We start from the raw sequence: 20,194 nt of genomic DNA on the forward strand, positions 1-20,194 counted from the left end.
CAGGACGAAACGGGGGGATCCGGGTGTTCGAGGACGGCGAGCTGGAACGGCTCGTGGCGGCTGCCCAGGCGGGGGATCCCGGGGCGATGGAGTACCTGCTGGCCAAGCTGCGGCCCATGGTGCTGCGCCGCTGCTCGCGCTTCCTCCCCCACCACGCCGACGCGGAGGAGGCCGCTCAGGACGCCCTCCTGGCCGTCAGCACGCACCTGCGCGAGTACGGCGGCCACGGCTCCTTCCTGGGCTGGGTGACGGTGATCGCCTCGAACGCCGCCCGGTCCACCTACCGCTCGATGCGCCGACGCGCCGAGGACAGCCACGCCGAGCTGCCCGAGTCCCTCGACCCGCGCACCACCAGCGTCATCGCCGGAAGCCGGCTCGACCTGATGGAGGCGTTGGCCGCGCTGGAGCAGCAGCACCCCGCCCTGGTCGAGTCCTTCGTGCTGCGCGACCTGGGCGACCTGACCTACGACCAGGTGGCCGAGCAGCTGGACACCCCGTTGGGCACGGTCAAGGACCGTATCCACCGGGCCCGCCGCTTCATGCGCGAGCGCCTGGTCACCGGTCCGTGATGGGCGGTCCCGCGAGGGGCGGCGGACGCGTCGCCGTCCGGCCCCGGTCCGCCGTCGCCGCCCTGCTGGCAGCCGCCGCGCTCGGTCTCCTGACCGGCCGGTTCGTCCTGCCCTCGCCCCCCGGCGCGTCCACCCCGACGCCCGCGCCCATGGCCTCCGGCTCGGCCCCGGGCTCGGCTTCCGGCCCCGGTTCCGGTTCCGGTTCCGGTGCGGCGACCGGTGCGACCGGGCCGCTGACGAAGGCGAACCTCCTGGCACCCTCGGCGTTCGGCCCGGACGCCCTCGGCAGGATCTACGTCACCGACCGCTTCGGCGACGGGCACTACGCCAACGCGGCCTGCACCGGGGAGAAGACCCTCGAGGAGACCCTGGGCGGGCCCGGTGCCCACTTCCGCGGGCTGATGACCAGCCCCCGCACCAACCCGAGCGACCCCACGCTCTCCTTGGACGGCGCCGACCAGGTCGCCCGCGAGGTCGCCGCCGAGGCCCGGAGCGCTTCCCTGGCGCAGAACTTCGCCCAGCGCCTGCTACTGGAGCAGGTGCCCTGCCAGGAGGAGACGCCGGGGCACTGGGTCTACGGACCGACCCGGACCCTGCGGCTCGGCCCGGACGTCACCGCGAGCTGGATGGGCGCCTACCAGGGATCCCTCAACACCACCGGCACGGCGCCCGAAGGCAAGGAGCCCTGCGGCGGCATCGCCGTGCTGCGCAGCGGCACCCACTACGGCGTGCTGGAGGTCAACGCCTGCCTGGGGACGGCCGCGATGGACCGCGTCGTCAGGACCGCTCTGTCACAGCTGTGAAACAGGCGGTCGGCGCTCCAACTTTCCGCTCCCCGGCGGCATCTCCCCCGGTTGTACGAGGACGCAGCAGGCGTCCCGACCAGCAGGGGGACCAGATGACCGAGAACCAGACCGTCCAGCAGAAGTCCGTCCGCCGCAACCGGTTCGCCGCCGCGGCCTGCTTCGCCGCCGCAGTGGTCGCGGCCACCGTCGTCGGCACCCAGTCGGCCAGCGCCGACGCGGCCGCCCACCGCACCGCGGCCGGAGCCCGCCCGGCCGCCGTCGCGGTCGCCGCGCCCGGGCTCGGCTCCGCCGACCTCCTCCAGAGCGAGGACTACGCCCGGCGGGGCCTGAAGCCGGTCGGCGCGACCGTGACGCTGACCGGACGCCAGGCGCTGTCCGCGTGCTCCGGCGAGGAGACGATGCGCGACCTGACCAAGGGCAAGGCCGCCGCCTACGCGTCCGTCACCTGGACCTTCGCCACCGACGGCCTGCTGACCGAGTCGGCCGCGAGCGCGCCCACCAAGACGGCGGCGGCCACCTGGGAGAAGCAGCTCGTCTCGCTCGTCCAGGACTGCCAGGACGAGCCTGCCGGCCACTGGTACTACGGCGCGGCCCACACCCTGACCACCCCCGCCGGCACCGCCCGCTGGTACCCGGCCCACAACGGCGACGGCACCGTCAGCGGCGGGGTCGCGGTGCTGCGCAGCGGCACCAAGGTCGCCGTCGTCGAGCTCAGCGGCCGGCCCGCCTACGCCCCGAGCTCCTTCGCGGGCATCGCCGGCGCGGCGCTGAACCGCCTCTCCTCCTGACCGGCGGCCCCGCTCCGCCCGCGCCGCCGAGCGGAGCGGGGCTCGTCGCATCCGGCCGCACTCAGATGTGCGGCCCCTCGCACGCCCGTGCATGTTGTGCGGAACAATGGGCCGGTGACCTCACCCCACCTCGCGCGCCCCGAAGCCCCCGCCGTCCGGCTGATCGCCACCGACCTCGACGGCACCCTGCTGCGGGATGACAAGTCCGTGTCGGAACGTACGGTCGCGGCCCTCGCCGCCGCCGAGCGGGCGGGCATCGAGGTCTTCTTCGTCACCGGGCGGCCCGCCCGCTGGATGGACGTCGTCAGCGACCATGTGCACGGCCACGGCCTCGCCATCTGCGCCAACGGCGCCGCCGTCGTGGACCTGCACGCGGGCGGCACGTTCCTGGAGGTCAGGCCGCTGGAGCGGCCCGTCGCGCTGGAGGTCGTACGGGCCCTGCGGGTCGCCGCACCCGGCACCTCGTTCGCCGTCGAGCTCACCACCGGGATCCACTACGAGCCCGACTACCCGCCGTTCTTCCTCGACCCCGGCGCCACGGTCGCCACCGCCGAGAAGCTCCTCTTCGAGGAGTCGCGCGGGGCCGCCGCGCCCGTGCTCAAGCTGCTCGCCCAGCACCCCGAGCTCGACCCCGACGTCTTCCTCGCCACCGCCCGCGAGGCCGCCGGCGACCTCGCCTCGTTCACCCGCTCCAGCCCGACCGCCCTCATCGAGATCAGCGGCCTCGGCGTCTCTAAGGCCTCCACCCTCGCGCTCTGCTGCGCCGAGCGCGGCATCACACCGCAGGAGGTCGCGGCCTTCGGCGACATGCCCAACGACATCGAGATGCTCAGCTGGGCCGGGCGTTCCTACGCGATGGGCAACGCCCACCCGGACGTGATCACCGCCGCCTCCGGCCGGACCACCGGCAACAACGAGGACGGCGTGGCCGTGATCATCGAACAGCTCATCGCCGAGGCCACCCAGGACCGCCGCTAGACGGACCCGGCCCCGGGCCCAGGACCGCGTCGCCGACCGCGGCCACGGCCGCCCAGGGCGGCCGCGCCTCGCGGACCGCGGAAACGGCCCGGGACCTTGGGGCTCCCGGATTCACAGCGGCGCCTCCCACACCACCGTCGTGCCGCCCTCGTCCTCCCCGATCCCCGGTCCGCACCAGCTCGCCCCGCCCAGCGACTCGGCCCGGCGGGCCAGGTTGCGCAGGCCGCTGCGCCGGCCGCCCTCGGGGATGCCGACGCCGTCGTCGGCGACCGAGAGCCGCACGCCCGGGCTGCCGTCCGGCAGCGTGACGGTGGCGTCCACGACCACCTCGATCCGGGTGGCCTCCGCGTGCCGGAAGGCGTTCGAGAGCGCCTCGCGCAGAGCGGCGATGAGGTTCTTGCCGGTGAGCTCGCCCACCGTCGCGTCGATCGCGCCGAGGAAGCGGTGGGCGGGCTTGAAGCCCAGTGGCACGGCCGCCATGTTGATCTCCCGCAGCACCCGGGTGCGCAGCCCCGACGGGGCCTCGGCCGGACCCTGCTGGAGCGCGAAGATCGCGGTGCGGATCTCCTGGATCGTCACGTCCAGCTCCTCCACCGCCTTGCCGACGCCCTCCTGCACGGCCGGCACGACCGACTTGCGCTGGGCGCTCTCCAGCATCATCCCGGTGGCGAACAGCCGCTGGATGACGAGGTCGTGCAGATCGCGCGCGATCCGGTCGCGGTCCTCGTAGACGGCGAGCCGCTCCCGGTCCCGCTGCGCCTCGGCCATCATCAGGGCGAGCGCCGCCTGGGAGGCGAACTGGGTGGCCAGGGTCCGCTCGGCCTCCGTGAACTGCCGGGCACCGCGGCCCCGCGGGGTGGCGAGCGCGCCCAGGACCCGGCCGCCGCTCTGCAGCGGCAGCAGCATGGCGGGCCCGTACTGGGCGGAGAGCCGGTGGACCATCCGTACGTCCGTGGAGGCGTCCGCGACGAAGACCGCCTCGCCCTCCATCAGCCGCTCCACCACCGGGCTCTCCGGCGGGATCACCACCCCCAGCGACTTCGTCTGGTGCGGCGAGGAGACGGCGACGATCTCCAGACCGCCCTCCTCCGCGGGCAGCAGCACGATGCCGGCGGCCGCGTCGGCGAGCCGTCGGGCCTGCTCGGCGACGACGGTGAGGGCGTCGTCCGCGTCGCCGCCGGAAAGCAGCGCGGTGGTGACGGCGACCGAGCCGTCGATCCAGCGCTCGCGCTGCCGGGCGGCCTCGTACAGGCGCGCGTTGCCGATCGCGATCCCGGCCTCGGTGGCCAGCACCCGGACCATGTGGACGTCGTAGTCGTTGAACTCGCCGCCGCCGTTCTTCTCGGCGAGGTAGAGATTGCCGAAGATCTCGCCCTGGACCCGGATCGGAACGCCGAGGAAGGTCCGCATCGGAGGATGCCCCGGCGGGAAGCCGGCCGCCCGCGGGTCGGCCGACAGATCGGCGAGCCGGATCGTCTGCGGGTCCCGGATGAGCGCGCCCAGCAGCCCGGCGTGCCCGTCGGGACGGTGCCCGATCCGGCGGGCGACCTCGTCGCCGACACCGAAGGTGACGAAGTCGGAGAGGCCTTCGCCCTCCTCGTCGACCACCCCGATGGCGGCGTAGCGGGCGTCGGCCAGCTCGGCCGCGGTCTCGCAGATCCGGTCGAGCGTGGAGTGCAGTTCCAGGCCGGTGCCGACCGAGCGCATGGCTTCCAGCAGTTGGGGCACCCGGGCGGTGAGCTCCGTGGAGAGGCCGTGCAGGCTGCGCGTGGCCTGGGTCGCGGCTTCGAGCGGGTCCGGGGCGTCGGGCACGGCGGCGGTCATGGGCTGAGCCTAGTAAGTCCTATTTGGAGAGAAAAGTCGGGGCTGGGCCGGGTGCGGGGGCCGGGATCAGCAGCAGATCGCTCTCCCGCTCCTGCTCCAGCATCCGCCGCAGCGGCCCCTCGGCCGCCGCGAGCTCCGCGTACGCCCCGCGCTGCACGGTCCGGCCCCGGTCCAGGACCAGGACCTCGTCGACGGCTTCGAGGCCGTGCAGCCGGTGGGTGATCAGGACCGTCGTGCGGCCCTCGGTCGCCCGCAACAGGTCGTCGGTGAGCGCGTCGGCGGTGGCCAGGTCCAGGTGCTCGGCCGGCTCGTCGAGGACGAGGACGGGGAAGTCGGCGAGCAGCGCCCGGGCCAGCGCGAGACGCTGGCGCTGGCCGCCGGAGAGCCGCGAACCGTGCTCGCCCACCAGCGTGTCGAGCCCGTCCGGCAGCCCCTCCACCCACTCCAGGAGCCGGGCCCGGCCGAGCGCCCCGCGCAGCTCCTCGTCGGACGCGCCGGTCCTGGCCAGCCGCAGGTTCTCGCGGATGGTGCTGTCGAAGAGGTGGGCGTCCTGGGCGCACAGGCCGACGAAGCGCCGGACCTCGTCGCCGTCGAGGGCGGCCGCCTCGGTGCCGCCGAGCCGGTACGTGCCCGACTCCGCGTCCAGGAAGCGCAGCAGCACCTGGGCGAGCGTGGTCTTGCCGGAGCCGGAGCCGCCGACCACGGCGACCCGCCGGCCCGCCTCCAGGGTCAGCCCGAAGCCGTCGAGCGCCGGCCGGTCCTGCCCGGCGTGCCGGGCGCCGAGCCCCGCGAGCTCCAGCGGGAACGGTCCCGCCGGCGGCGTCGCGGGGGACTCCGGCTCGTGTACGGGCACGGGCGCGTCGAGCACGTCGAAGACCCGCTCGGCGCTGCGGCGCACCCGCTGGCGGTACTGGACGGCCAGCGGCAGCCCGGTGACGGCCTCGAAGGCGGCGAGCGGGGTGAGCACGAGGACCGCGAGCACGACGCCGTCCAGGCGCCCGTCCCGCACCGCCTGGACGCCCACGAGCGCGGCCCCGGCGACGCTGAGGCCGCAGACCAGGGCGGAGAGCCCGGCGCTGAGCGCGGTCGCCGCGGACTGCCGCGAGGCGATGCCGGTGAGCTCCCGGTCGGCCTCGTCGGCCCGCTCGACGCGGCCCTTCAGGGCGCCGGCGACGGTGAGTTCCGCGCAGCCTCGCAGCAGGTCGACCACGGCGGTGCCGAGCGCGCCGCGCGCGGGGGCGAGCTGCCGCTCGGCCCGCCGGGCGAGCAGACCGCCCAGCAGCGGCACGGCCACTCCGGCGAGCAGCAGGCCCGCCGCGAGCACCGCCCCGGCCTCGGGCAGCAGCCAGGTGGTGAACCCGACGGAGCCGGCGCCCACGAGGAGGGCGGCGCCCGCCGGCAGCAGCCAGCGCAGCCAGTAGTCCTGCAGGGCGTCGACGTCCTGGACGAGCCGGGCCAGCAGATCGCCGCGGCGGGTGCGGCGCAGCCCGGCCGGGGCGATCCGCTCCAGGCGCCGGTAGACCGCCACCCGCAGGTCGGCCAGCATGCGCAGCACGGCGTCGTGCGAGACGAGCCGCTCGGCGTAGCGGAAGACGGCCCGCCCGATGCCGAAGGCGCGGGTCGCGGTGACGGCGACCATCAGATAGAGCACGGGCGGCTGTTCGGAGGCCCGGGAGATGAGCCAGCCGGAGACCGCCATGAGCCCGACGGCGGAGCCCAGCGCCAGGCTGCCGAGCAGCAGGGCGAGTGCCATCCGCCCCCGGAGCTCCCCGGCCATGGCCCGCACCCGGCCGAGGACCGGGCGCGCGGGGGAGCCGGCGGCCGTGGCGGTGTCCGGGGCCACCGCGGCGGTGGCCCCGGCCGCGTCGCCCCCGCCCGCCGGGAGCGGCTCGCCGAGCCCGTCGGTGAGCCGGCCCGCGGCGACGGGGGAGCCGGCGGCGGGGACCGCGTCGGCGACCGGGGCACCGGCGATCCGCACCACCCGGTCGGCGACGGCGAGCAGCGCCGGCCGGTGGACGACCAGCAGGACCGTGCGGCCGGCCGCGAGGCGCCGGACGGCGTCCACGACGGCCGCCTCGGTCTCGCCGTCCAGCGCGGCCGTCGGCTCGTCCAGGAGCAGCAGCGGGCGGTCGGCCAGGAACGCCCGGGCGAGGGCGAGACGCTGGCGCTGTCCGGCCGAAAGACCGGCGCCGTCCTCGCCCAGGACGGTGGCCGTTCCTTCCGGCAGTTCGGCGACGAAGTCCTCGGCGCCGGCGTCCCGCAGGGCCCGGCGCACCGCCTCGTCGGAGGCGTCCGGCCGGGCCAGGCGCACGTTCTCGGCGATCGTCCCGGCGAACAGATACGGGCGCTGCGGCACCCAGGCGATCCTGGACCGCCACTCCTCCAGGTCCAGGGAGGCCAGATCGCTGCCGCCGACCCGGACCGAACCGCCCTCCTCGGGAGCGACGAAACCGAGCACCACGTCGAGGAGGGTCGACTTCCCGGCCCCGCTCGGCCCCACCAGAGCCACCGTCTCGCCGGGCTCCACGGTCAGGGTGGCCGCGTCCAGCGAGGGCTCGGCGCGCCCCGCGTGCCGTACCGTCACCCGGTCGAGCTCCAGCCGCGGGGAGTCGGGCACCGGCCCCGTGCCGCCGCGCGGCGGCGGGTTCTGCAGGACCTCGAAGATCTCCTCGGCGGCGGCCAGCCCCTCGGCGGCCGCGTGGTACTGCGCGCCCACCTGCCGCAGCGGCAGATAGGCCTCCGGCGCCAGGATCAGGATGACCAGGCCGGTGTACAGGTCGAGCTCGCCGTGGACGAGCCGCATGCCGATGGTGACCGCGACCAGGGCGACCGAGAGGGTCGCGAGCAGTTCGAGGGCGAACGAGGAGAGGAACGCGATTCGCAGTGTCCGCATGGTCGCCCGCCGGTACTGGGCGGTGATCGACCGGATGTTCTCGGCCTGGGCCTTGGCCCGGCCGAAGACCTTGAGCGTGGGAAGGCCGGCCACCACGTCCAGGAAGTGTCCCGAGAGCCGGGAGAGCAGCTTCCACTGACGGTCCATCCGGGCCTGGGTGTACCAGCCGATGAGGATCATGAAGACCGGGATGAGCGGCAGCGTCACCACGATGATCGCGGCCGAGACCCAGTCCTCGGTGACGATCCTGGCGAGGACCGCCACCGGGACCACCACCGCGAGGCCCAGCTGCGGCAGATAGCGGGCGAAGTAGTCGTCGAGCGCGTCCACGCCCCGGGTCGCGAGCGCGGCCAGCGAACCGGCCTTCTGCCCGCTGAGCCAGCCGGGCCCGAGGCCGGCCGCGTGCCGCAGCAGCCGGCCGCGCAGCTCGGACTTGACCGCCGCGCTCGCCCGGTGGGCGGCGAGCTCGGTCAGCCAGGCGACCAGCCCCCGCCCCGCCGCCACTCCCGCGAGCAGCAGCAGGGGCGTGGTGAGCCCGGAGACCGACAGACCCTTCTGGAAGGCCCCCACCACGACCTCGGCGATGAGCATCGCCTGGGTGATGACCAGCACCGCACCGACGAGGCCGAGTCCGACCACCGCCATGAGGAAGAACCGGGTGGCGCGGGCGTGGTGGAGCAGGCGCGGGTCGATCGGTTTCACGTGAAACATGCTCCCCTGAGAAGGCCGGTGCGGGTCCGGCTAGTGGGCCTGGGCGATGTTCTGCGTGCCGATCCGCTTGCGGAACACCCAGTAGGTCCAGCTCTGGTAGAGCAGCACCAGCGGGGTGGCGATCGCCGCGCACCACGTCATGATCTTGAGCGTGTACGGGCTCGACGACGCGTTCGTCACGGTGAGGCTCCACGCGGGGTCGAGCGAGGACGGCATGACGTTCGGGAACAGCGCCAGGAAGAGCATGGCCACCGCGGCGGCGATCGCCACGCCCGAGAGCGCGAACGACCAGCCCTCGCGTCCGATCCTGATCGCCCCGATCGCACCGACCAGGGAGACCGCGGCGATCACCATGGCGAGCAGGCTCCAGCCGTCTCCCTTGTCCACCTGGGTCCAGATGAGGAAGACCAGCGCGAGCACCGCGGTGACCAGACCCAGCCTGAGCGCGAGCGCCCGGGCCCGGGTGCGGATGTCACCGAGCGTCTTGAGCGAGGCGAAGACCGCCCCGTGGAAGGTGAACAGGGTGAGCGTGACCAGGCCGCCGAGCAGGGCGTACGGGTTGAGCAGGTCCCAGAAGTTGCCCACGTACTCCATCTCGCGGTCGATCTTCACCCCGCGCACGATGTTGCCGAAGGCCACGCCCCACAGGAACGCGGGGATGAGGGAGGTCCAGAAGATGGCCTGCTCCCAGTTGCGCTGCCAGTTCTCCTCGGGCCGCTTCGCCCGGTACTCGAACGCGACACCGCGGATGATCAGACAGACCAGGATGATCAGCAGTGGCAGGTAGAAGCCGGAGAAGAGCGTCGCGTACCACTCGGGGAAGGCGGCGAAGGTCGCACCGCCCGCGGTCAGCAGCCAGACCTCGTTGCCGTCCCAGACGGGCCCGATGGTGTTGATGAGGACCCGCTTCTCGGTCCGGTCACGGGCGAGCAGCTTGGTCAGGACACCGACCCCGAAGTCGAAGCCTTCGAGGAAGAAGTAGCCGATCCAGAGGACGGCGATGAGTACGAACCAGACGTCGTGGAGTTCCATGCCTCGATCTCCTGAGCCTCAGTACGAGAAGGCCATGGGCCGGTCGGGGTCGCGGTCCCCGCCGATCTTGGTGGGCGGGTTGAGGTCGTCCTCGGTGAGCTCGGGCGGGCCTGCCTTGACGTACTTGACGAGCAGCTTCACCTCGATCACGGCGAGGACGGCGTAGAGCAGGGTGAACACGATCATCGAGGTGAGCACCTCGCCCTGGGAGACCCCGGGGGAGACGGCGTCACGGGTGCGCAGCACGCCGTACACGACCCACGGCTGCCGCCCCATCTCGGTGAAGATCCAGCCCCAGGAGTTGGCGATCAGCGGGAAGGCCATCGTCCACAGGGCGACGAGCCAGTACCACTTGCCCAGCCGGGGGCTGAGCGCCTTCCGCCGGAACAGCACCAGATGCGGCACCTCGTCGTCCCCGGTGCGCAGCCCCGGCGCCAGCATGAACTTCTTGCGGGTCAGCCAGAGACCCACGACCCCGACGGCCAGCGAGGCCATGCCGAAGCCGATCATCCAGCGGAAGCCCCAGTAGGCGACGGGGATGTTCGGCCGGTAGTCGCCGGGGCCGAACTTCTCCTGCTCCGCCTTGTTGACGTCGTTGATGCCCGGGACGTACGAGCTGAAGTCGTCGTTCGCGAGGAAGGACAGCAGGCCGGGGATCTCTATGGCCACCGTGTTGTGGCCCTTCTCGACGTCGCCGTAGGCGAACACGGAGAAGGGTGCGGGTGCCTGGCCGTCCCAGAGCGCCTCGGCCGCGGCCATCTTCATCGGCTGCTGCTTGAACATGACCTTGCCGAGCAGGTCACCGCTGATCGCGGTGCCGAGGCCGGCGATGATCAGGGTGACCAGGCCGAGCCGCAGCGAGGTCCGCATCACGGAGATGTGCCGCTTGCGCGCCAGGTGGAAGGCGGAGATGCCCACCATGAAGGCGCCGCCGACCAGGAACGCCGCCGTGATGGTGTGGAAGAACTGGGTGAGCGCGGTGTTCTGGGTGAGGACCAGCCAGAAGTCGGTGAGCTCGGCCCGGCCACGCTCGGCGTTGATCTTGTAGCCGACCGGGTGCTGCATCCAGGAGTTGGCCGCGAGGATGAAGTACGCGGACAGGACCGTGCCGATCGACACCATCCAGATGCAGGCCAGGTGGATCTTCTTCGGGAGCTTGTCCCAGCCGAAGATCCACAGGCCGATGAAGGTGGACTCGAAGAAGAACGCGATCAGCGCCTCGAAGGCCAGGGGCGCGCCGAAGATGTCACCGACGAAGCGGGAGTAGTCCGACCAGTTCATGCCGAACTGGAACTCCTGCACGATGCCGGTGACGACGCCCATCGCGATGTTGATCAGGAAGAGCTTGCCCCAGAACTTCGTCGCCTTGAGGTACTTCTCCTTCTCGGTGCGCACCCAGGCGGTCTGGAGACCGGCCGTCAGGGCGGCGAGGGAGATCGTCAGCGGGACGAAGAGAAAGTGGTAGACGGTGGTGATGCCGAACTGCCAGCGCGCCAGCGTCTCCGGCGCCAAAGCGAGGTCCACGTCGTCTTCTCCTTACATCGCCGTGGTCACAACGGCAGTTTGCCCCTTTAATCCCACCAATCTCGGGAGGAATAGGGACACGCTTGTGAACGCGTTCACATTCACAAGCATTATGGCTCATACGAAATCCGTACCGTCAGTCGGGGGGTCCCCCTACCGAAGGTCACCCCTTCCCAAGACCTTCAACATATTGTTGAATCCCGGCCATGACCCTTCGGATACGCATCTCCTGGCCCGCCGGGCACACCACCGCCACCATCGAGGAAACCCCCACGAGCAAGGCGCTCGCGGGGGCTCTCCCGATCGTCTCCACCGCCCGTACCTGGGGCGAGGAGGTCTACTTCGACACTCCGGTCTCCGTGGCCGTCGAGTCCGGCGCGCGCCAGGTGGTCGCGCCGGGCACGGTGGCCTTCTGGACGGAGGGCGACGCACTCGCCCTCCCCTACGGCCCGACCCCGATCTCGCAGGGCGACGAGCCGCGGCTCGCCAGCCCGTGCAACATCCTGGGCGCGCTGGACGGGGACCCCCGGATCCTGGCCACCGTGCGGGACGGCGACCCGATCCGGGTGGAACTCGCCGGCTAGGACCGGACGGGCTCCTGTGCCCTAGATCCGGCCGCGGAAGTACTCCGCCGTCTTCAGGAACAGGTCGTTCGCCTCGCACTCACCGATCGTGACGCGGACGCCCTCACCCGCGAACGGACGCACCACCACGCCGTGCCGCTCGCACTCCGCCGCGAAGTCCATCGTCCGCTCACCGAGCCGCAGCCAGACGAAGTTCGCCTGGGTGTCCGGCACGGTCCAGCCCTGGGCCACGAGCCCCGCATGGACCCGCTCGCGCTCGGCCACCAGCGAGCCGACCCGCCCCAGCAGCTCGTCCTCCGCGCGCAGCGAGGCCACCGCCGCGTCCTGGGCGAGCTGGCTGACGCCGAACGGCACCGCCGTCTTGCGCAGCGCCGCGGCCACCGGCTCGTGGGCGATCGCGAAACCGACCCGCAGCCCGGCCAGGCCGTACGCCTTCGAGAAGGTGCGCAGCACCGCCACGTTCGGCCGGTCGCGGTAGAGCTCCACGCCGTCCGGGATCTCGGTGTCGCGGACGAACTCCCGGTACGCCTCGTCGATCACCACGAGGATGTCGGAGGGCACCCGGTCCAGGAAGCGCTCCAGCTCCGCCCGGCGCACCGCGGTGCCCGTGGGGTTGTTGGGGTTGCAGACGAAGATCAGCCGGGTCCGGTCGGTGATCGCCTCGGCCATCGCGTCGAGGTCGTGCACATCGCCCTCGGTCAGCGGCACCTGCACCGAGGTCGCGCCGCTGATCTGCGTGATGATCGGGTACGCCTCGAAGGAGCGCCAGGCGTAGATGACCTCGTCGCCCGGGCCCGCGGTGGACTGGATCAGCGACTGGGCGACGCCGACCGAGCCGGTGCCGGTGGCGATGTGGGAGACCGGGACGCCGAAGCGGTCGGCGAGCTCGGCCGTCAGCGCCGTGCACGCCATGTCCGGGTAGCGGTTGAATGCGGCGGCCGCGGCCACCGCGCTCTCCATGACCCCCGGCAGCGGCGGGTAGGGGTTCTCGTTGGACGAGAGCTTGAAGGCGACCGGTCCGCCGGTGGCGGCCGGCTTGCCCGGCTTGTAGGTGGGGATGCCGTCCAGCTCGGCGCGCAGCTTCGGGCTGCCGGTGCTCGTCCCGCTGGTCTCGCTCACAGTGTGGCCTCCTCGACCGTCCGTACCGCCAATACTCCTCACCTTATGAGGATTCGGCCCGCCTGCGAATGGCCTGTGGACAACGGTGCGGAAACGGGGGGAGCGCGCCTCGGGGTGGCGCGCGCCGGTGGCGAGCGCCGTGGCGCGCATCCCCCGTAGAGGTGAGTTGAGACCTCTTCGAGACCTGACCCTCTCGACAGGCTCATGGGTACCGGGACCGATAGGTCTCATGCCCTCAAGCCAAACACCCTTAGTTTCCCAGGGTGTTGAGCTCTTTTGATCATGCAGAAACGTGTCTGTCAACGCGTGCATATGCGACCGGCCCAACCCACCACCCTCGCCCTACTATCGGCTCGCCATGACAGCAGCAGGGAAGCACCAGGTGAGCCGGGCACAGACCCGGGGAAGCCGGCAGGGCCGAGCGGGCATCCGGGACGTGGCCGCCGCCGCCGGGGTCTCCATCACGACTGTCTCCGACGCGCTCAACGGCAAGGGCCGGCTCCCGGACGCCACCCGCCGTCACGTCCGCGAGGTCGCAGACCGGCTGGGCTATCGCCCGTCCGCAGCGGCCCGCACGCTCCGTACCGGCAAGTCGGGACTCATCGGCCTGACCGTGACCACGTACGGGGATGAACCTTTCACCTTCACCGAATTCGCGTACTTCGCGGAGATGGCCAGAGCCGCCACCTCGGCCGCGCTCGCGCGCGGCTATGCCCTGGTCATCCTGCCCGCCACCTCCCGCCACGACGTCTGGTCGAACGTCGCCCTGGACGGGACCGTCGTCATCGACCCCTCCGACCACGACCCCGTCGTCACCGAACTCGTCCGCCAAGGGCTGCCCGTCGTCTCCGACGGACGCCCGGCCGGCACCCTGCCGGTCACCGCCTGGGTCGACAACGACCACGAGGCGGCCGTCCTCGATCTGCTCGACCACCTCGCCGCCGCCGGCGCCCGCAGGATCGGCCTGCTCACCGGCACCACCACCGACACCTACACCCGCCTGTCCACCACCGCCTACCTCAACTGGTGCGAGCGGGTCGGCCAGGACCCCGTCTACGAGGCCTATCCGGCGCACGATCCGTGCGCGGGCGCCGTCGCGGCCGACCGGCTGCTCGCCCGCCCGGACCGGCCCGACGCCGTGTACGGACTCTTCGACCCCAACGGCACCGACCTCCTGGCGGCCGCCCGCCGCTACGGGCTGCGGGTGCCGGACGACCTGCTGCTGGTCTGCTGCAGCGAGTCGACCGTCTACGCCAACACCGAACCGCCCATCACCACGCTCTCGCTCAAGCCGCGCCGCATCGGCACCGCCGTCGTCCAGCTCCTCATCGACGCCATCGAGGGGATCGAGACGGACGGACCGGTCGAGCGGGTGATACCGACGGAACTGATCGTCAGGACCTCCTCCCAGCGAAGGTCGCCGCGGACGACGGTCAGCCCGCCCAGGTCTCCCTCGAAGGACTGATTCCGGGGGATCCCGGGGAACCGCCGGCCGGAGGGGAGGCGAGCGGTTCACCCGGCCCTTGAGGGCCGCTTCGAGGGAAAACCTCGGGGCGGCCCGGCCTCTTCCCTGGCCTGGACCTTCCCAATTCGGGCGAAACAACCGGTGAACCCGGAGTGGACCCCGATTCACCACCCCTGGTGCGTCACACAGGAGGACCCTCATTCCTATGATGGGCGGACGACACCGCGGACCGCCCCGACCAGAACGGTCCGCGATGTGCAGGGCATCGCGACGGTGGTGGAGGGGTCGATGACACAGGGGGCCGGTCAGGAACCCGTGGTGCGCACGGCGACGTTGCGTGACTTCCGTGTACCCCCGTACGCCCGGGTGCCCGTCCAGGGCGACGCGCCCGAGCCGATGCCCGCCGACGCCACCCTCCAGCTGGGCGCCGACGCGGGCTCCTCGATCGTCGCCGTGGCCACCGGCCATCCCGGCAACGCCTACCCCGAGACCGAGCCGCCCGAGGGCTACACCCCCACCGAGCGCGACCTCCCGGTCATCAACCGCGGCGACACGCTCCAGGTGCACGTCACCCCGGTCCCGCAGCCCGTCGCCGCCACCGGCGACGGCCCCGGCCCGCTCTTCGTCGTGGGCGACGTCCACGGCTATCTCGACGAGCTCCTCGAGGCCCTGCGCGCCCAGGGCCTCATCGACGAGAACGGCGGCTGGGCCGCGGGCAACGCCCGCCTGTGGTTCCTCGGCGACTTCACCGACCGCGGTCCCGACGGCATCGGCGTCATCGACCTCGTGATGCGCCTGTCCGCCGAGGCCGCCGCCGCCGGCGGCTACTGCAAGGCCCTCATGGGCAACCACGAGCTGCTGCTCATCGGCGCCAAGCGCTTCGGCGACACCCCCGTCAGCTCGGGCGCCGGCACCGCCACCTTCCAGGCCGCCTGGCTGCTCAACGGCGGACAGAAGCACGACATGGACCGCCTCCAGGACGTCCACCTGCAGTGGATGTCCCGGCTCGACGCCGTGGTGGAGGAGGACGGACACCTCCTGCTGCACTCGGACACCACCGCGTATCTGGAGTACGGCGGCACGATCGAGGACGTCAACGACACCGTCCACGAGATCCTCAACCGGAACGACGCGGACGAGGTCTGGGACCTCTTCCGCAAGTTCACCAAGCGCTTCGCCTTCCGCGACGAGGCCGCCGGCCCCCAGGCCGTCCAGGAGCTGCTCGGCACCTACGGCGGCCGCCGGATCGTGCACGGTCACAGCCCCATCCCGTACCTCCTCGGCCAGGTCGGCACGGAGGACGCGGAGGAGGGCGAGCGCCCGGCCGTCGAGGGTCCGCACGTCTACGCGGACGGACTGGCGATCGCGATGGACGGCGGAGTGACCATGGCCGGAAAACTGCTGGTCGTGCAACTCCCGCTGCCCGCCTGACGCATAACCGTACGCATCCGGGGAAGTCGATTTCCCGAAACACCCTGTCACCGCGTGCCGTAAGCGCAATACCATCGGCTCATCCGTAGCAGGCTCTCCTCCGTTTCCGCCCAATCGGCCGCCTCACCACGGCCGTTGCGGCCCTACGGAGCATCGGGGGATGCACATGAACGTGGCTCCGCACCTGCTGACCGAGGACCGCGCCGAGTTCGAGCGCGTCCTCGACGAGGCACTGCGCACCGCGCACGACCGGCCGGAACTCGCCGCGCTCGGCGAGCGGCTCACGACCGAACAGCTGCGCTCGATGGCGCTGAACGCGACAGCGCTCATCACCACGGCCGCCGCGGTCGAGTACGACCACTTCGTGAAGGTCCGCGAGCAGCTCCGCGCGGCGAGCGCCGGCGCCGCCGGCAGCGGTACGGGCGAGGCGGCGGCCGACCTGGGCGGCGCGGGCGGCGCGGGAGTCATAGCGATCGTCACCGTCCTGGCGCCGATCCTCGCGGGCACCTCGGCCGTGATCCTGCTCCTGGTCGGCGCCATCCTGAAGATGCTCGACCCGGCGCCCGCCTTCGCCGACACCCTGCTGACCGCCGGCCTCGTGTTCGGCGCCGTCGCCGCGGCCGGGCTGCTCTGCGCGGCCGCGGGACTGCTGGTGACCGCCCTGCGCAACAGCGCCACGGAGGTCCCGGCCGAGGCCCCCGACGACGAGCTGTCCCGCGCGCGCCAGGCCTGGTGTCGCGCCCTCCTGGACCGCGGCATCCTTCCGTTCCTCCGCGACGCCCTCGCCGCCCCGCCGCCCCCGCGCGTCCCGCGGCCCCAGCCGCCGGCCGGGCGGATCCCCAAGGTCGGCTACAGCGGCCCGGACTTCACCAGCCCGTCCGAGGGCGTCCCGTCCCCGCGCCCGACGTACTCCAGTCCCGACTTCACCGGCCCGGACTTCGGATCCCCGGACCACCGCCCGGAGTAGACGGGGAGAAGGGAACCGGCCCGCGGCTCCCCCCATGGGTCGCGGGCCGGTCCCTGCAGGTGGGCGGCTACTCCGCCAGCGGCAGGTAGACGCGGTTGCCGGCCGCCGCGAACTCGGCCGACTTCTCCGCCATGCCCGCCTCGATCTCCTCGGCCTTCAGGTCTCCGCCGTGCTCGCGCCGGATGTCCTGGGAGATCTTCATCGAGCAGAACTTCGGCCCGCACATCGAGCAGAAGTGCGCCGTCTTCGCGGGCTCCGCGGGCAGCGTCTCGTCGTGGAACTCCCGCGCGGTGTCCGGGTCCATCGCCAGGTTGAACTGGTCCTCCCAGCGGAACTCGAAGCGCGCGTCCGACAGGGCGTCGTCCCACTCCTGCGCGCCCGGGTGTCCCTTCGCGAGGTCCGCCGCGTGGGCCGCGATCTTGTAGGTGATCACGCCGGTCTTCACGTCGTCCTTGTTGGGCAGGCCCAGGTGCTCCTTCGGCGTCACGTAGCAGAGCATCGCCGTGCCCCACCAGGCGATCATCGCCGCGCCGATGCCCGAGGTGATGTGGTCGTACGCCGGGGCCACGTCGGTGGTCAGCGGGCCGAGCGTGTAGAACGGCGCCTCCTCGCAGATCTCCTGCTGGAGGTCGATGTTCTCCTTGATCTTGTGCATCGGGACGTGCCCCGGGCCCTCGATCATCGTCTGGACGTTGTGCCGCTTGGCGATCGTGTTCAGCTCGCCGAGCGTCTTCAGCTCCGCGAACTGCGCCGCGTCGTTGGCGTCCGCGATCGAGCCGGGCCGCAGGCCGTCACCGAGCGAGTAGGTCACGTCGTACGCCGCGAGGATCTCGCAGAGCTCCTCGAAGTTCGTGTAGAGGAAGTTCTCCTTGTGGTGCGCGAGGCACCAGGCGGCCATGATCGAGCCGCCGCGCGAGACGATGCCGGTCTTGCGGCGGGCGGTCAGCGGCACGTACGGCAGCAGCACGCCGGCATGGACGGTCATGTAGTCGACGCCCTGCTCGGCCTGCTCGATGACCGTGTCCTTGTAGATCTCCCAGGTCAGCTCCTCGGCCTTGCCGTCGACCTTCTCCAGGGCCTGGTAGAGCGGCACGGTGCCGATCGGGACGGGGGAGTTGCGCAGCACCCACTCGCGGGTGGTGTGGATGTTGCGGCCGGTGGAGAGGTCCATGACCGTGTCGGCGCCCCACTTGGTCGCCCAGGTCATCTTCTCCACCTCCTCCTCGATGGAGGAGGTGACCGCGGAGTTGCCGATGTTGGCGTTGACCTTCACCAGGAACCGCTTGCCGATGATCATCGGCTCGATCTCCGGGTGGTTGACGTTGGCCGGCAGCACCGCGCGACCCGCCGCGATCTCCTCCCGGACCACCTCGGGGGAGACGTTCTCGCGGATCGCGACGTACTCCATCTCCGGGGTGATCTCGCCCCGGCGCGCGTACGCGAGCTGCGTCACCGCCTGGCCGGAACGCCCCCTGCGGGGCAGCCGCGGGCGGCCGGGGAAGACCGCGTCGAGGTTCTTGAGGCCACCGCCGCGCGGCGAGGTGTGCTTGATGCCGTCGTCCTCGGGGCGGACCGGGCGGCCCGCGTACTCCTCGGTGTCCCCGCGCGCGATGATCCAGTTCTCGCGCAGCGGCGGCAGGCCGCGGCGGACGTCGGTCTCGACGGTGGGGTCGGTGTACGGCCCGGACGTGTCGTACAGCGTCACGTCCTTGCCGTTGGTGAGGTGCACCTGGCGGACGGGCACCCGGAGGTCGGGGCGGGAGCCCTCGACGTATCCCTTGTGCCAGCCCGGCGTGCGCTCCTGCGGGCCGTTCTGGTCGGAGGCAGGCGTGCGTGCATCCTGAATGGTCATGAGACCGAATCTCCCTACGCCGGCATTACCCGGTAACAGGTTCGGCGGTCGGCGCAGCCTCCTCCCGTACGTACGTCCAGTACGCGCGTACGGTGATCAGCGCCCTCTCAGCCCGGTGCTCCGAGCTCCCGCGTGTGCAAAGGTGTCACCACGCTAGCGCCATCGCTGGCGTGCTGAACAGTGGGTCCCCCGGCGTTCTTGCGATGATCGGTCGGTGACTCCCACGCAGCAGACCCCCGAACAGCACGGCCACGGCGGCCACGAGGGCCATGGCGGCGACGGCCACGGCACCGGTGACGACTCCGGTCACGGCTCCGGTCACGGCGGTGGCGGCGGCCACGGCCATGCGCACGCCCATGGCCATGGACCGGCCGCGCCCGTCTCGCGTCATCTGCGCAAGGTCATCGCCGCGGTCCTGATCCCCTTCGCCGCCGCCGTGGTGGTCGGGCTCCTGGTGCTGTGGCCCGGTGGCACGCCGGGCCACCAGCGCACCGGGGTCGGCTTCGACCGGCAGACCGAGCAGGGCCGGGTCGTCGCCGTCGAGCGCGTCGACTGCAAGGAGGTGAACGCCGCCCAGGTCCCGCCGACCGGCGACACCTCGACACCGGAGGGGCGCGAGGCGGTCAACGCGCAGCAGGGTCAGTGCGAGAAGGCGACGATCGAGGTCACCACCGGCCCCGACAAGGGCCGCACCTTCACCGAGATCGTGCAGCCGGACGCTCCGCGTCAGCTCCACGAGGGGCAGGGCGTCGTGGTCGCCTACGCGCCGGACGCACCGCGCGACCTCCAGTACTCGGTCACCGACGTGAACCGTAAGCTGCCGCTCGCCCTGCTCGCCGGCATCTTCGCGCTGGTGGTCGTGGCCGTCGGCAGGATGCGCGGGGTGATGGCGCTCATCGCGCTGGCCATCAGCTTCCTGGTGCTGACCTTCTTCATCCTCCCGGCGATCATCCAGGGCTCCAATCCCCTGCTGGTCGCCATCGTCGGATCGAGCGCGATCATGCTCATCGCGCTCTACATGTGCCATGGGCTCTCGGCCCGCACCTCGGTCGCGGTGCTGGGCACGCTGGTCTCGCTGCTGCTGATCGGCCTGCTCGGCTCGCTCTTCATCGGCTGGGCCTCGCTGACCGGCAACACGGACGACAACACCGGCCTGATCCACGGCCTCTACCCGAACATCGACATGTCCGGTCTGCTGCTGGCCGGCGTCATCATCGGCTCGCTCGGTGTGCTCGACGACGTGACGGTCACTCAGACCTCGGCGGTCTGGGAACTGCACCAGGCCGACCCGCGGATGGGTCCGCGGGCGCTCTACCGGGCCGCGATCCGGATCGGCCGCGACCACATCGCGTCGGTCGTGAACACCCTTGTCCTCGCCTACGCCGGTGCGGCCCTGCCGCTGCTGCTGCTCTTCTCGATCGCCCAGAGCAGCGTGGGGACGGTGGCCAACAGCGAGCTGGTCGCGGAGGAGATCGTGCGCATGCTCGTCGGGTCGATCGGCCTGGTCGCCTCGGTGCCGGTCACCACCGGCCTCGCGGCCCTGGTGGTCTCCGCCGACCGGCCGGGACCGGCGGAGGCCGCTGGTCGCCGCCCGGGCAGGGGCGGACGCCGCCGACGGGCCAAGTGACCGACGGGTCCGCGGGGTACGGGA

15 protein-coding genes and 1 riboswitch are annotated in these 20,194 nt (G+C 72.1%); of the genes, 9 read left to right on the forward strand and 6 right to left on the reverse strand.

What is annotated here, in order from left to right:
- The first annotated feature begins 23 nt into the window (after positions 1–23).
- The 4 genes from ACH414_RS11740 to ACH414_RS11755 all read left to right on the forward strand — a co-directional run bounded on the left by ACH414_RS11740 (position 24) and on the right by ACH414_RS11755 (position 3,141).
- Complete coding sequence (locus ACH414_RS11740) at positions 24–569, forward strand: RNA polymerase sigma factor (protein ID WP_382538921.1); 546 nt, start codon at positions 24–26, stop codon at positions 567–569.
- Positions 569–1,372, forward strand: coding sequence for a hypothetical protein (locus ACH414_RS11745; RefSeq protein ID WP_398941662.1), 804 nt, complete (start codon positions 569–571; stop codon positions 1,370–1,372). The genes ACH414_RS11740 and ACH414_RS11745 overlap by 1 nt, the downstream gene beginning before the upstream one ends.
- A gap of 95 nt (positions 1,373–1,467) precedes the next feature.
- Entirely contained in the window at positions 1,468–2,163 is a 696-nt protein-coding gene (locus tag ACH414_RS11750; protein ID WP_382538927.1) for a hypothetical protein, read from the forward strand.
- 114 nt (positions 2,164–2,277) lie between these two features.
- The gene (locus ACH414_RS11755) at positions 2,278–3,141 is read left to right on the forward strand and encodes a Cof-type HAD-IIB family hydrolase (protein ID WP_382538930.1); all 864 of its coding nucleotides are present in this window, start codon (positions 2,278–2,280) and stop codon (positions 3,139–3,141) included.
- A gap of 111 nt (positions 3,142–3,252) precedes the next feature.
- On the opposite strand, the gene ACH414_RS11760 is transcribed toward ACH414_RS11755, so the two are convergent.
- From ACH414_RS11760 to ACH414_RS11775, 4 genes are read right to left on the reverse strand one after another with little or no spacing between them, the layout of a single operon-like run.
- On the reverse strand, positions 3,253–4,965 hold the full coding sequence (locus ACH414_RS11760) for a GAF domain-containing sensor histidine kinase (protein WP_386563109.1): 1,713 nt from the start codon (positions 4,963–4,965) through the stop codon (positions 3,253–3,255).
- 19 nt (positions 4,966–4,984) lie between these two features.
- Positions 4,985–8,560, reverse strand: coding sequence for a thiol reductant ABC exporter subunit CydD (gene cydD, locus ACH414_RS11765; protein WP_398941665.1), 3,576 nt, complete (start codon positions 8,558–8,560; stop codon positions 4,985–4,987).
- 39 nt (positions 8,561–8,599) lie between these two features.
- Positions 8,600–9,601 (reverse strand): cytochrome d ubiquinol oxidase subunit II, encoded by a 1,002-nt coding sequence (gene cydB, locus ACH414_RS11770; RefSeq protein ID WP_382538939.1) that lies wholly within the window; start codon positions 9,599–9,601, stop codon positions 8,600–8,602.
- Between the two features lie 18 nt (positions 9,602–9,619).
- A complete protein-coding gene (locus ACH414_RS11775) occupies positions 9,620–11,125 on the reverse strand; it encodes a cytochrome ubiquinol oxidase subunit I (RefSeq protein WP_382538942.1) in 1,506 nt (501 codons plus the stop codon).
- A gap of 206 nt (positions 11,126–11,331) precedes the next feature.
- Between ACH414_RS11775 and ACH414_RS11780 the strand changes: the two genes are divergently transcribed.
- A complete protein-coding gene (locus tag ACH414_RS11780; protein WP_382538944.1) occupies positions 11,332–11,709 on the forward strand; it encodes a cyclophilin-like fold protein in 378 nt (125 codons plus the stop codon).
- A 21-nt stretch (positions 11,710–11,730) separates the two neighbouring features.
- On the opposite strand, the gene hisC is transcribed toward ACH414_RS11780, so the two are convergent.
- Positions 11,731–12,828 carry a histidinol-phosphate transaminase gene (gene hisC / locus ACH414_RS11785; RefSeq protein WP_382538947.1) on the reverse strand — a complete coding sequence of 366 codons (1,098 nt, stop codon included), beginning with the start codon at positions 12,826–12,828 and terminating at the stop codon, positions 11,731–11,733.
- A 358-nt stretch (positions 12,829–13,186) separates the two neighbouring features.
- Here hisC and ACH414_RS11790 point away from each other — a divergent pair, with 358 nt between their 5' ends.
- From ACH414_RS11790 to ACH414_RS11800, 3 genes are all read left to right on the forward strand, one after another.
- The gene (locus ACH414_RS11790) at positions 13,187–14,293 is read left to right on the forward strand and encodes a LacI family DNA-binding transcriptional regulator (protein WP_128975982.1); all 1,107 of its coding nucleotides are present in this window, start codon (positions 13,187–13,189) and stop codon (positions 14,291–14,293) included.
- Positions 14,294–14,581: 288 nt separating this feature from the next.
- Entirely contained in the window at positions 14,582–15,724 is a 1,143-nt protein-coding gene (locus ACH414_RS11795) for a metallophosphoesterase (RefSeq protein WP_382538950.1), read from the forward strand.
- A gap of 160 nt (positions 15,725–15,884) precedes the next feature.
- On the forward strand, positions 15,885–16,691 hold the full coding sequence (locus ACH414_RS11800) for a hypothetical protein (protein ID WP_382538953.1): 807 nt from the start codon (positions 15,885–15,887) through the stop codon (positions 16,689–16,691).
- Positions 16,692–16,758: 67 nt separating this feature from the next.
- On the opposite strand, the gene thiC is transcribed toward ACH414_RS11800, so the two are convergent.
- Entirely contained in the window at positions 16,759–18,543 is a 1,785-nt protein-coding gene (thiC, locus tag ACH414_RS11805) for a phosphomethylpyrimidine synthase ThiC (RefSeq protein WP_382538956.1), read from the reverse strand.
- A riboswitch (TPP riboswitch) is annotated at positions 18,538–18,685 on the reverse strand. Its footprint overlaps the gene before it by 6 nt.
- A gap of 72 nt (positions 18,686–18,757) precedes the next feature.
- Here thiC and ACH414_RS11810 point away from each other — a divergent pair.
- Positions 18,758–20,170, forward strand: coding sequence for a YibE/F family protein (locus ACH414_RS11810; protein WP_398941668.1), 1,413 nt, complete (start codon positions 18,758–18,760; stop codon positions 20,168–20,170).
- Positions 20,171–20,194 lie beyond the last annotated feature (24 nt).

This window comes from Streptomyces sp. NPDC020422 (assembly GCF_044386705.1).
In the GTDB taxonomy this organism is placed as follows: Bacteria; Actinomycetota; Actinomycetes; order Streptomycetales; family Streptomycetaceae; genus Streptomyces.

Bases quoted from the DNA above. Each gene is read 5' to 3' on its own strand.
- ACH414_RS11780 (WP_382538944.1), top strand. From the start codon at position 11,332: ATGACCCTTCGGATACGCATCTCCTGGCCCGCCGGGCACACCACCGCC.
- cydB (WP_382538939.1), bottom strand. From the start codon at position 9,601: ATGGAACTCCACGACGTCTGGTTCGTACTCATCGCCGTCCTCTGGATC.
- ACH414_RS11800 (WP_382538953.1), top strand. From the start codon at position 15,885: ATGCACATGAACGTGGCTCCGCACCTGCTGACCGAGGACCGCGCCGAG.
- ACH414_RS11745 (WP_398941662.1), top strand. From the start codon at position 569: ATGGGCGGTCCCGCGAGGGGCGGCGGACGCGTCGCCGTCCGGCCCCGG.
- ACH414_RS11760 (WP_386563109.1), bottom strand. From the start codon at position 4,965: ATGACCGCCGCCGTGCCCGACGCCCCGGACCCGCTCGAAGCCGCGACC.
- ACH414_RS11750 (WP_382538927.1), top strand. From the start codon at position 1,468: ATGACCGAGAACCAGACCGTCCAGCAGAAGTCCGTCCGCCGCAACCGG.
- ACH414_RS11790 (WP_128975982.1), top strand. From the start codon at position 13,187: ATGACAGCAGCAGGGAAGCACCAGGTGAGCCGGGCACAGACCCGGGGA.
- thiC (WP_382538956.1), bottom strand. From the start codon at position 18,543: ATGACCATTCAGGATGCACGCACGCCTGCCTCCGACCAGAACGGCCCG.
- ACH414_RS11795 (WP_382538950.1), top strand. From the start codon at position 14,582: ATGACACAGGGGGCCGGTCAGGAACCCGTGGTGCGCACGGCGACGTTG.